At 51.8% G+C, this 13456-nt stretch carries 7 protein-coding genes; all 7 read right to left on the reverse strand.

What is annotated here, in order from left to right; genetic code table 11:
* Positions 1 to 313: 313 nt before the first annotated feature.
* The gene (locus AC6ESO_RS17450; protein WP_497092462.1) at positions 314 to 3442 is read right to left on the reverse strand and encodes an alpha-mannosidase; all 3129 of its coding nucleotides are present in this window, start codon (positions 3440 to 3442) and stop codon (positions 314 to 316) included.
* Positions 3443 to 3445: 3 nt separating this feature from the next.
* Complete coding sequence (locus tag AC6ESO_RS17455) at positions 3446 to 5755, reverse strand: glycoside hydrolase family 3 N-terminal domain-containing protein (RefSeq protein ID WP_497092463.1); 2310 nt, start codon at positions 5753 to 5755, stop codon at positions 3446 to 3448.
* A 76-nt stretch (positions 5756 to 5831) separates the two neighbouring features.
* Complete coding sequence (locus tag AC6ESO_RS17460; protein WP_497092464.1) at positions 5832 to 7487, reverse strand: type 2 periplasmic-binding domain-containing protein; 1656 nt, start codon at positions 7485 to 7487, stop codon at positions 5832 to 5834.
* Positions 7488 to 7626: 139 nt separating this feature from the next.
* Complete coding sequence (locus AC6ESO_RS17465) at positions 7627 to 8526, reverse strand: ABC transporter permease subunit (protein WP_494821360.1); 900 nt, start codon at positions 8524 to 8526, stop codon at positions 7627 to 7629.
* A gap of 14 nt (positions 8527 to 8540) precedes the next feature.
* Positions 8541 to 9446: an ABC transporter permease subunit gene (locus tag AC6ESO_RS17470; protein WP_494821361.1), complete on the reverse strand. Its 906-nt coding sequence runs from the start codon at positions 9444 to 9446 to the stop codon at positions 8541 to 8543.
* Positions 9447 to 9717: 271 nt separating this feature from the next.
* Positions 9718 to 11928: a helix-turn-helix domain-containing protein gene (locus AC6ESO_RS17475; protein WP_497092465.1), complete on the reverse strand. Its 2211-nt coding sequence runs from the start codon at positions 11926 to 11928 to the stop codon at positions 9718 to 9720.
* 113 nt (positions 11929 to 12041) lie between these two features.
* On the reverse strand, positions 12042 to 13424 hold the full coding sequence (locus AC6ESO_RS17480; RefSeq protein WP_497092466.1) for an alpha-L-fucosidase: 1383 nt from the start codon (positions 13422 to 13424) through the stop codon (positions 12042 to 12044).
* Positions 13425 to 13456 lie beyond the last annotated feature (32 nt).

Genomic DNA, 13456 nt, shown 5'->3' on the forward strand with positions numbered 1-13456 from the left:
TGCCCGTCTGCTTGAAATGTTGCCTGTTGTGCAACATTCCTTCTATAATCGAGGCAGCGCAGATGAAATGTTGCTTGGATTGCAACAAATTCCTCTTCAATCGCCGCTTGGCCGCCAATTCGCATTGAAATGTTGCCTTTTAGGCAACATCTAGCCGTTTTGAGCACTCAGCGAGCTGAGATGTTGCCTATTCTGCATCTTTATTGATGATCTATACGGATCGTTCGCTCGTATACCAACCAACCGTTCCCCTTAACAAAGAAGAGCTGCCCCAAATATGGGACAGCTCTTCTTTGTTTGATAAACAGCTCGATTATTCGTAGCGAACCGTTTGAATCTCGTATGGCTTAAACGACAACGTAAGTACGCCGTCAGCACCGATGCTGCATGGTTCCATTTCATCCTCAAGCAAATTGACGATGCTCGCGCGCTTCGTACCTGCCGGCAGCTGGATTTTCACTTGATCGCGGCTTCCCGTTGATTCGTAGAAACGGAGAATCGTCCCTTCACCGCGTTCTGCCGGCTTGACGGTATCAAGCAAGACCGTGCGGCTGTCCAATTGCAGCATTGAGAACGATGCCGGCAAGGCGTTCGCCGACACGTTGCTTTCCGGCAGTCGAAGGGCAATCGCAGGGTGATTCAGTTCCGCCGCCCTTCGCACAACCTCGGCCTGACGCCAATCCTGTTCATGCGGGAACAACGAATACGTAAACTCATGCTCGCCCTGATCGGCGGTGTTATCCGGCCATTTCGGAGCGCGAAGCAAGGATAGACGCAGCACGCCGTCTTTCACGTCGTAGCCGTATTTGCAATCGTTCAGCAAGCTGACGCCGTAGCCGCCTTCCGATAAATCCGCCCAGCGATGTCCGCAGACTTCGAACTGCGCCTGCTCCCAGCTTGTATTGCGATGCGTCGGACGCTCCATGGCGCCAAACGGAATTTCATAGGTTGCCTTCGTGCTCAAGACATCCACAGGGAATGCGACCTTCAGCAATTTATGGCTCTCGTTCCACTGTACGCGCGTCTTGAAATCAACCCGCTTCTGATGATGGTACAGCATCAGATCCTGCGAAATAAGCGATTCACCCAAGCGCCATTCGAAACGAATGATATCCAGCGATTCGCCGGAGATCACCAGCTTCTTCGAAATCAGCTCCGCCTCGCCGGCTCTGAACTGCTCGAACTTAGGATCGATGTCCCATGCATCCCAGTACAGCGGTCTGTCGTGGAAGAACTGCAGCTCATTCGCCTTCGCGCCTTTAGGCAGCAATTCACGGTTCGCCGCTTTGTCCAGCCAACGGACGATCTCCCCGCGTTCATTAAATGCCAGCTTGTAATGAACGGTTTCCCACTCGTCAAGAGAACCCGCCTCGCCAGCTTGGCTTACCTGACGCTGCTTCGCTCCAGCATCTGCTGACTCCCGCAGCCAGATCGTTTTATAACCGAAAGCGGGGATAGCGGAGACGGCAATCGACAACCGGAACTTGCCGCATTCGAGCTCTACCTGATCGCATGGCAGGCGAAGGCCCTCATCGTCAAACGCGCAGATGCCAACCTGATGTGCGCCAACCTCCAGCACGAGCGTTTCATTGCGCTCCCAGCCAAGACTGTTGAACACGGCGTAAGGTGTTCCTTCGCCGACCGCACCAATCTCCCCGGCGACGGTAAGCATCGCCTGCGAAAGCCCTTGGTTGCCGAGCGCAAAAATCCGCTCGTATTCCGCAGCTGACGTTTCATACGTTTCCGTAATCGCCGTGCCCGGAATAATGTCATGGAACTGGTTGAGCATCATCAGCTTCCAGCCTTCGGCAAGCGCTTCCGGATGACCGTCTACGCCCGTATATGCACGAGCCAGCGAGCTCCAAATCTCCGCTTCGCGGTACAGCACCTCCGCTTTACGGTTGCTTCTCTTATTGCGGCCATGCGTCGTCAAGGTGCCGCGATGCAGCTCCAGATACAAGTCTCCATGCCACTCCGGCAAGGTTTGCGAGACTTCCTCTACGGATTCGAAGAAGGCAGCCGCCGTGCTGAAGCTGCTTGTCGGAAGACCCGGCATCAGCGGGCCGCGCTTCGCGAATTCAATCATTTCGCGCGTTACCCCGCCGCCTCCGTCGCCATGTCCGTACAGCAGCATCAGTTCATTCAGTTTATCCTTCTGGCGATATTCTCTCCAGTGCTCCTCGACATCCTTCGGTCTTGTATGCTCATTAATGCCATGGTTCAAGTATGAGACAATAGCAGTCCCGTCAATGCCGACCCAGCGGAACAGCTCATGCGGGAATTTGTTCGTATCGTTCCAGTTCAGCTTGGTGGTCATGAAATATTCGACCCCTGCCAGTTTCAGCAGCTGAGGAAGGGAAGCGCAGTAGCCGAACGTATCCGGCAGCCATTCGATCGCCGAGCTCTTGTTGAACTCATCGCGGTAGAAGAGCTGTCCGTACAACATTTGGCGAACAAGCGACTCCCCGCTTGGAATGTTGAGATCCGGTTCGACCCACATGCCCCCGACAAGCTCCCATCGATCGTCCGCTACGGCTTGTTTGATTTTGGTATAGAGGGCGGGATCATGCTCTTTCACAAACGCGTAAAGGAGCGGCTGGCTTTGCGAATAGATGAACTCCGGGTATTCCTCCATCAGCGACGTCATCGTCGAGAAGGTGCGGCTGGCTTTGCGAACCGTCTCCCGAACCGGCCACAGCCAAGCAATATCGATATGCGATTGACCGACCATATGCATTTTACCTTGCGCCTGATTTACCGGGAACCGTTCACCAATCTGATCACGGAGTCCCCGCTCAATGGCAGCAACCAGCTCCGGGCTATGCCAGCTATCCTCCGGTAACTGCTCTGCTTCTCTCATGGTCGCATAAAGCGCGTCCATCATTTGCTGGCGGCTGTAGTCCTGCTCCGGCAGCATGCGCATCGTCTCGTAGACAGCTTGAACGCTGTAGAGCAAGCTCTGCGCAGCCTTATTGACGCGAACCAGCTTCACTTCATAATTCGTGACCGGCGAAACGACCGGCGCTTGGTTGTTCAGCGGATCAACCGGCTCCGGAATGGGATCGAACAGCTCGATCTCAAGCAGCGGCTCGCGGCCTGCGCCTTTCAGATACAGTGGAACGAAGTCATGATTGCGGTCCAGCCCCTGGTAAGAAGCGCCGTTCACGCGCAGCAGTCCTTCGCCCCCGCCACTCATTGCCAAACCGGCCGTCCCGTCCTCCCAATGCGAAGGAATCGAGATTTGCTTCTTCAGAAAATAAGTAATGCCATGTTTCCCATCCAGGCGCGTGTCCTTCAGGATCGTTGGCTCCCCGCCCGGAAGCGTCTCATATTCGCCCGGCAAGCCATAGCGAACCTTTCTCATCTCCCAATCCAGCAAGGTCGAAGCTTCTGCCCATTGGCGCTCCGACAAGTTACGAATAAAACGATGAATGCGATACATCCCTTACACCTCACTATGCACATGCAAGGATGTGCTGATTACGTCTTCTGCGTTTCTACCGATCATCATCAGGAATTCGCCGGCTTCCACAAACGGCTTCAAGTTCGCGTCCAGCATCTGCAGATGCTCCTTGCCTACGATGAAGCTGACGGCTTTGCTTTCTCCCGGCTCAAGCGCCACGCGCTCGAAGCCCTTCAGTTCCTTCCCCGGCCGAGTAATCGAGCTTACTTTATCGGAGATATAGAGCTGAACAACCTCAGTGCCGGCAACCTCGCCGGTATTGGATACCTTCACGGTAACGACCGCCTTCCCATCCGGCGATATGACCTCTGGGAATACAGCAAGATCGCTATATTCGAAAGTCGTGTAGCTCAGTCCGAAGCCAAACGGGTAACGCGGCTTTGCATCCATCTCCAAATACCGCTTGCCCCGGCTGCGTTTGCCGTTATAGTAGACCGGCAGCTGGCCTACATGCTTCGGCACCGATATCGTCAGTCTGCCGGACGGATTCACGTCGCCGAACAGAATGTCCGCGAGCGCCGCGCCGCCTTCTTGCCCTGGGTACCAGGCTTCCAGAATGGCGTCGGCATGCTCGTCGATCCACGGCTCTACAATCGGACGTCCGTTGATATAGACGACAATGAGTTTCTTGCCTAGTTTATGAATTTCCTGGGCCAGCGTAAGCTGCACGCCCATCAAGTGAAGTCCGGTACGGTCGATGCCTTCGCCGCATTCCATATCGCTCCAAGCAAGCTCCGTCACAACGGATGCACCCGTGCGCAGATCGATGGTGCCTTCGCCAAAGTCCCGCGCACTGGAGCCGCCGAGTGCCAGTATGACGACATCGGCTTGCTCTGCACAAGCCAGAGCAGATGCGAAGCCTTCCGTGGAATCGCCTTGAATTCTACAGCCCGGCGCGTAGCGTACACGCTCCGGCGCTTCCTCTCCCAGCGCTGCTTTAATGCCGTCAAGCAGCGTCACGATCTGCCCGCGCGGCTGCGGTGACGTGTAATCGCCAAGCTGGTTGTAGATGTGATCGGCATTCGGACCGATTACGGCGATTTTGCCACCTGTCGCCTTGGACAGCGGCAGTGCCGCGCCTTCGTTCTTCAGCAGGATGATGCCTTGACGAGCGACCTCGCGCGCCAGCTCAGCATGCTCTGCGCAGCCAATAATCCGTGCGGCCTCAGCCGGATCAACGTAAGTGCGATCGAACAATCCAAGCTCGAACTTCGCCTTCAGAATCCGCAGAACGGCCACATCCAGATCCGCTTCCTCAATTAATCCGTTAAGAAGCGCGTTATGAAGATGGACGCCGAACATCGCTCCCGACATCTCCATGTCGATGCCCGCCTTGAGCGAGATTGCCGAAGCCTCCTCGCCATCTTTGGCAACATCATGTCCCCACGCAAGCATGTTGATCGCTCCGCAATCGGTGATGACGAACCCGTCAAATCCCCATTCCTCACGGAGTACTTGCTCTAACAGTTCGGCATTCGACGTACAAGGTACACCGTCGATCTCGTTATAAGCCGGCATAATCGACTTCGCGCCGGCTTCGACACCTTTGCGAAACGGCAGCAGATCGACTTCATGCAGCTCCCGTTTGCCCATATGGGCAGGACCTGCGTTGCGTCCGCCTTCGGATGCGCCGTAGCCGACAAAATGCTTCAGCGTGGCGATCAAGCTGCCTTCCCCATCAAGCCGTTCCCCTTGCAATCCCTGTACAGCGGCAACCGCCAGCTCCCCGATCATGAACGGATCTTCGCCGAAGCACTCCTCGGTTCTGCCCCAGCGCGGATCGCGTACGACGTCGAGCACCGGCGAATAAGTAGCCGCCCCGCCTTGGCTGCGCGTTTCTAGTGCTACGGCGCGGCACATCTCGCGGTACAAATCCACATTCCATGCGCTTCCGATCAGAAGCGGCACCGGAAACACGGTCGCGCCAATTGCCATATGACCGTGTGAGCACTCTTCCCCGAACAGAATCGGAATGCCGAGTCTGGACTGTTCCATCGCATAACGCTGAATCTCGTTAACAGCGCGAGCGCCTTCCTCCGGCGAAAGGCCGTTCTCCAGCGTTACTTCCGTCCATGGATCAGCACGAAGCGTGCCATAGAGGGAGCCGATCCCGCCTTTCTTGATTTGCTCCTGAAAGCCAGCATCCAGCTCGATCGTGCCATCAGCCCTCTTATGATACATTTTCCACCCGAATGGCTGGGTCATCTGACCGATCTTCTCTTCGACCGTCATATGTGCAAGCAAATCAGTTGCCCGTTCAGAGACTGTAAGCGAAGCGTCTTTGTAACGCATAATACCTTCCTCCCTTTCTCCCCCAAGACAAGCACAAGGAAGTACGCCCGAAGGAATACTTCCTTGATCTTTGAATTTATTTCTTTTCAATCGCGGATTGATAAATTTGGATGTATTGCGGCAGGTTCAAACCGTCGAACCCTTTTACGTAGCCATCCCAATCTTTCTCAATATCCTTGTCGCCGATGATGAATTGCGCCATGTTCGAATTGACGTAATCCTTGATGGAAGTCGCCAATTGAGCGATTGTATCCGTATCTTCTGCTTTCACATAAGCGCCGGATGGATACGTTTCCTTCGGTGCATACGCATCGTAGGCTGCCGTTGCGTCTGCAAGGCGTTTCTCATAGCCTGCAGCTGTCAGCGGGTCTTGAGCTGTCGCGAACAGATCACGGAATTCTTTGGACAGGTCTTTAGGTCCAAGAAGCGACCAGCTATCGTTACGTACTACATTCTCGTCTATTTTTTGAAGTCCTTCGAAGCTGTACTTTGCAGGTTGGCCCGTAATATTAAGTTCGCCAGCTTCTGCTTTCTTCCAGCCAATGCCTTCTTTAGCGCCATATTCGCTGAACAACGCGCCTTCTTCGCTATACGCATAGTCGATGATTTTGATCGCGGCGATTTGCTGTGCTTCGGACGCTTTGTTCGTAATCGCCATTGGGAACTCGCTGATGCCTTGCGATGTACCTGCAAGTTGAACGCCGTTTGGACCTTTTACCGGCGGCACGATTACCCAGTGCTTCTGACGCTCATCCGTATCTTCATAAGCTTTAACCAAGTAGCTGACAAGAGCCGTCGTAATGGAACCTACAATCTCATCGCCTTCGCGTTGGCCGAGCTGACCTACGGCTTGATCATTCTGCGTGAAGGATGCTTTGTCGATCAAACCTTCGCTGTACAGCTTGTGCATGTAAGCCAAGCCTTCTTTCCACTCCGGCTTGTTCGCTGCAAAATCCACTTTGCCGTCCGTTACCGTTAAATACTTATCGTTATCGTTATAAATAAATGAATTCATGAGATAGGAGTCAATGTTACCGTTCCAAACCGATTTGTTCGGAGCGCCTGTCAATGGAATTTCATCGGCCTTGCCGTTGCCGTTCGGATCTTTTGTTTTGAAAGCTTTCAGAACGGTATACAGCTCGTCCGTTGTTGTAGGTACAGCAAGCCCTACCTTGTCGAGCCATTCTTTGTTCATCCAGTACTTCTGCGCATGTACGCAGTGGTAGCATTCATTCAAACGTGGAATCCCGTAAATATTGCCGTCCGGTGCTGTCATCGCTTCTTTCAGGTAAGGCTTCTTCTCCATCATCGCCTTCAAATTCGGCGCATATTTGTCAATGAGATCGTTAAGCGGAATAAGCACGCCTTGCTTGCCATACGTCATCAAGTCGCCGGTCGTGAATTTCGCTTCCAGGAACACTTCCGGATAGTCGCCGCTTGCAAGCAGCAGCTGTCTACGGTCTACGAGTGCATCGGTAGGAGCGACATCCCACTTGATTTTGACGTTGAATTTCTCTTCCACGAGCTTCGTGTACTCATTATCCTCAAGCGGTGCTTTGCCCTGCGGCGCGAAAAATCCGATATTGATAGGCTCAGACGATTCAGTAGCTGTATTGTCACCTTTTGTTTCATTGCCTGCACCGGCATTCTCTTTGTTGTTGCTGCCACATGCGGAAAGAACGATACTGCTGATCAATACGATCATAAGTGATACCCAGATGGACTTTTTCAAAACGAACTCCTCCTAGAATGAATTGTTTCGTTGCAGCTGCCCGAGCTTCCCGAGCAGTTCCCCCTGATTGCCAATACGCCTAAGTCAGATCGATGCTGTCGCGCCCCACCTCCACAATTAGTTCACGCTATTGCTGAAGTTAGCCCTTTAAGGAACCAACCATAACACCTTTGACGAAATGCTTCTGCACGAAAGGATACATGATGAGAACAGGTACGCAGGCTACGACGATCAGCGCATATTTCAGCACCTGCTCGAAGCCTTTATCCCGAAGACTCTGAGCGGTATTCGCCAGCATCGATGGGTCAGCTGCGTTCAGAATCAGCATGTTGCGCAGGACGTATTGCAGTGGGAAAAGATGTTCCGATCTCAAGTAGATCAGGGCATCAAAGTAAGCATTCCAGTGGCCTACCGCGTACATGAGCGTCATTACGGCCAAGACCGGTTTAGACAATGGCAATACGATGCTCCACAGATAACGGATATCTCGGCAACCATCCATTTGCGAAGCCTCTTGCAGCTCCTGCGGAATCGAAGATTGGAAGAAGGTTCTGGCGATAATAACTTGGAAAATGGAGAACGCTCCCGGCAGCCATAGCGCCCAGCGCGTATCCAGCATGTGTAAATTTTTTACCAGCAAGTACGTTGGTATGAGTCCGCCGCTAAAAAATAACGTCACCATCATGAGGATCATGATGTATTTGCGGCCGGGCATCGTCCGCTGCGACAGCGGGAAAGCCATGAGTACGGTAAAGGTAACGTTAATCAACGTCCCGAAGACCGTATATATAAAGCTGTTATAATAACCTGTCATGAGCTGCGAGCTCTGGAAAATCGACTTATAGGCTCTAAAGGAGAAGTCGACCGGGAACAGCCACACTTTGCCCGAAACGACGGCATCCGGCGAGCTGAGGGAAGAGCTGAAAATATAAAGCAGCGGATAAAGCACAGTCAGCGTAATCGCTGCAAGCAAGAGATACAGACTTATCAGCAAGACACGGTCGCCGAAAGGTTCTCTGATTTTTTGTTTGATAAACATAGACGGCCGCCTTTCTACCACAAGCTGTTTTGTGAAACTCTGCGTGCAACGGCGTTCACACCAACAAGCAGAATCAAGTTAATGACGGAGTTGAATAATCCAACCGCAGAGGAGAAGCTGAAGTTCGCTCCGAGCAAACCGACCTTATACACATAAGTCGAGATAACCTCGGAAGTACTTAAGTTCAGCGAGTTTTGCATCAAGAAGATTTTCTCAAAGCCGACTGCCATGACATTACCCAGACTCAGAATGAGCAGCGTAATTGTTATCGGGAGCAGGGACGGTAAATCGATATGAATGATTTTCTTGAATCGTGAGGCGCCATCCATACGTGCCGCTTCATAGAGCGAAGGATCGACGCTGGCCAGTGCTGCGATATAGATAATGGATGCATAACCCATTTCCTGCCATACGCCGGACCAAACATAAATAGATTTAAATAGTTTGGGCTCACCCATGAAGTTAATGGACTCCCATCCTAGGAAGGACAAGACTCTGTCAATTACCCCAACATGCGGGGAAAGCATCAGAATAATAATCGATACCATGATAACCGTCGAAATAAAGTGAGGCGCGTAAGTGATCATTTGAACGGACCGTTTAAAGAAGCCTGTCCGAATTTCGTTTAGCGCGAGCGCCAGCAGAATCGGAATCGGGAATCCTGCCAAGAGCGAGTAGAAACTGATGATAAGCGTATTCTTAATGAGGATCGGGAAGTTCGGCGAGCTAAACAAATTATCGAAGTGTTTAAATCCGACCCACGGGCTGCCTAAGATCCCTTTAATGACATTAAAGTCTTTAAACGCGATAATGACTCCAAACATCGGTATATATTTGAAGATGATAAGATAAAGTACCGGTAAAAGGACAAGCAGGTATAGCTCCCAACTCCGCCTCATTTTGCTCCATGTCTGCGCCATCCGCATTACCCCTTTATTCAGTGTCGTATTCGGTAGCTCGATTCTAGCCCGCCGAGGACAGCACCGGCAATTCGTAAGATTCCGCGATACCACTATTTTCGCAGCGTGTGCATTTGGTGGTATTTCAGCACCGGGAAATAAGAGTACTCCTCATTTTTCTACACTTGACCTTTTTCGCCCCCGAAAACCGCCGAATATCGCGTAGCTGCCCGCAAAAAAACCTTGGCGTCCGCCGGTGCTGCCGGCATGACCCAAGGTTATAGAATGCCCATCATTTCTGCTGCTTGCGATAATCGCTTGGCGAAAGTCCCGCAACGTTCTTGAATGCACGATTGAACGAGTTGTAATTGAAGTAGCCGACCTGCACGCTAATCTCCTGTAACGATATGTCGGTACTGAGCAGCAGCTGTTTGGCTTTATCCATCCGCAGTCCGATTAAGAAGTCTACGAAATTCCCGCCGGACTCTTCTTTGAACAGCTTACTGATATTCTTCGCATGAAGGTTGAATTTGTCGCTGAGATGGTCAAGCGAGAGCTCGGGATTGGCATAATGCTCTTCGATATACGCCCGAATGTCGCCGATGACAGCACGCGTTCGCTGGGAATCCTTGAGTGCTTGCAAGCGATCGGTCGCGGCTTCGAAGATCTGCGTGCAGCCCTGCTTCAATTCAACAACCGTCTCCCAGTTTCTCCCTAGTTCAACCAGCTCTGCGCCCGCATCTTTCCACACATTGCGATAATCCTTAGACAGCTCCACAAATACGCGGCTAAGCTGTTGGTGAAGGAACTGCAAGAAGCTCTCGATTTCCTTGCGAGATGAGATCGAATCTTGGATTTGATCGAACAGCTCGTCCAGATGTCTCTTCCATCCGCTCTCAGCTAGCCTGATCGCCTGAGATAGGGAGTGTATGGTGCCAAAATAATCGTGAACGCGGAACTTGGACGCATCCAGCTCCGAAGGCTGAAGCAATCTTCCCGTTCCGAGCACCGCCTTATATTGCAGCAGGTTGCCCGCGAGCTCATACGAACTCCGAATCCCTTCGAGACTGCTAGCCATAGCCCCTGCACCGATGGTAACCGTGAAGCTCAAATTGCCCCGCACCCATTCCACGATTTGCTCTCCAATTTGCAAGCTGAGCGCATTCGCGTCCGCTTCATCCGGCACCCATACGATAGCGGCCAGCTTACTGTCTACAATCCACTCCGCCCAAACGCTTGCTCCGCTAAGCGCAGACATTTCCTGTGTAACGCTGGAGATGACAAACTTGAGAATGGATTGATCCTGGTGATGATAGGTCTCGATAAACTGCGGATAACGGTCAATTTCAAGCACGAACACAAATGCCTTCGAGCCTGCCGGATTGACATGATACGTAAGCAAATCCGCCTGCCATTCCGTTTCTCGAATAGGCACGCGCCCTTCGATGGCTTCGTTAAAGCGATGTTTCTTCTTCAAGATAACCGTTTCTTTATTCTGTTCCCTCGTTTTCGTCGTTTCCTCCATCAGATGCTCAAGCGCACCGCGGATAAACCCGAATTCATTGTCACCGGTTTTGCCATCCTCCGGTTTGATCAATGCGCTTGTACGAATCAAAGAAACCAATTGACTGATCGGTTTATAATTGCGTCTTGTTACGTGAACGACCCAGATGACGCCCAATAGAACGGCAACGATGGCAATGATGACCCAAATGCTATAGAAATTAAGGGCAAGCCGCGACAAAACGGAATCAGCAGGTCCGCTCTCGACTTCCCAGCCTGTATAAGGAGAAACATAATGGGAAAGCACGCTTCTGTTTCCTTGGCTCGCCGTGCTGTCTTCCATCAAGGTGCTGCCAAGTTTGTCGCTGATGCGTACAAAGGTCAGATTCGGATTGTACATCGGCGTAACCGCGGCTTTCAGTTTGGACAAGCTGACATTCACGACGATATACCCTTTTTTCTCCGTCGTAAAATGCGGATAGTCCTGTACAAGCGTTATGACATCCTTTGCTTTCTCCGCTGTATAGGGCTTGTAGCTTCGTTTTCCCGTCCATTTGCCCGGTGGCAGCTTCTGCTCTATGTATGGCTCTATGAATGGCTTGTCCACAAAGTCTGCAGTAATGCCCGAACCGTCACCCACAACGAAATCATCCTTTAACCGGATGAGATAGGCGGAATCGATGATCGAATAGTTAAGCTTCCAATCATCCATGAGCGTGTTGGCTTGCATATTGATATACACGTCTTCGCTCTTCGCATTAAAGAATTTCCTCAGCTCCGCAGTCGAAAGCGTGTCTCGCAAAATACGATAATCGAGCGTCTTCAGCGAATTGTCCGTGAACCTTACAACCTGCTGGGCAAGAAACTCATTGGCCTTAATCGCTTCTTTGCGATTCTGCTCGTTAAGGGTTTGGAAGAATACAACAAATAATATGGTGACTACGACAAAAAACACGGGAAGATAAGATAAAAGTAATTTACGGAACCAATTGCTGTTCATGTCCATCCCCCTTTATCTTATGTTTCCCGTGTCACAGGCTTTAAAAAAATACTCTTTATTCTACACCAGTTTATGGCTCATTGCCAAATTAACGGGGTCGAATACCGCCCGAATTACTTGGTAGCCATGCGGAAAACATGTGCGATCGGAGCCGGCCCGCTCAGCTGGTTTTCGGGAAGATGAACGGTAATGCCTTCTTGATCCCGCGTGTAGAAGACGGATTCTCCTGTATTCACGAGCTCAATCCCTGTAATCGCTTCTGTGTACGGAATACGGATTTGTCCGGACACCGGAGCATCCTCGCTTGCATAAAGGTAGGTGCAATAAACAGTGTCGCCTTTGCGCGTAAACGCACAATCGCCTGTGTAGTATGGCGCGCATATCCGCGTTCCGTAGACTGCTTCGCCAAACACTTTCATCCAAGCGCCGAGGTCCTTCATGCTCTTCACTGCGCCTTTTGGCAATCTGCCATCCGGCTGAGGTCCAACGTTCAGTGCCAGGTTGCCGCCTTTGGCTACAACCTCCATCAAAATATGAACCAATTGGCGTGCGGACTTATACTTGTCCTCAAAGCCAAACGAGAACGAGGTACCGATTGTGATGCAGCTCTCCCAAGGCACATGCAGCGGACGATCCGGGATCGTTTGCTCCGGTGTGACGTAGTTCTCATATGCGCCGCCTACTGTACGGTCAGCCGACAGCAGCCATGGCTGCGAAGTCTGACGTGCACGCTCCACCACTTCGCCCAGACGAATATCTTGATTCACCCTGCCGCCATCCCGTACCCAGCCCGCATCCAGCCATAGAATATCGATGCGGCCGTAGCGCGTCATCAGCTCCATAATTTGCTCATGCGTGAACTGGACGAATTTCTCCCACATGGAAGGATGCTCCGCCGGATTGTAAGAAGGTCCGCGCCACATATGACGGCCTCTCTCCATACCCGGTGCCCAGTAATACGGCGTATGCCAGTCCGCTTTGGAGAAATAAGTTGCGATCGCAAGGCCTTTATCACGGAAGGCATCGAATACCTGCTTGCAAATATCCGCGTAGCGGTGCGCATGGAAAGGCGTTTCCTTGCCGGTAATGCGATAGTCGGTCGTATGCGTATCCCACATGCAGAAGCCATCGTGATGCTTCGTTGTGAAGATCAAATATTTGAAGCCGCCTTCCGCAGCTACTTCCGCCCATTTCTCCGGCTCGAAACGGATCGGATTAAAGGTCTTATTCAGCGCGAAGTACTCGCGTTTCATTTCTTCATAGTCATTCGTCCAATCGACGTCGTTTCGTGCCCAATCGCCGTCTTCATCGCTAAGCGTCCACGACTCTACCATGCCAATCTGGGAATAGGGACCCCAGTGCATCATCAAAGCCAGCTTCTGATCCTGGAACCATTCCAGACGCTCCAACGTGACCGGATCCGTTGGTTTGACCCACTCCGATTCACTGCTATAATTATGAACGCCATTCTCCACTTCATGTACGGTCTCACTCATGTAGTTAGCCTCCTTAATAGTTAACGATGCTT

The organism is Paenibacillus rhizoryzae (genome assembly GCF_059686995.1).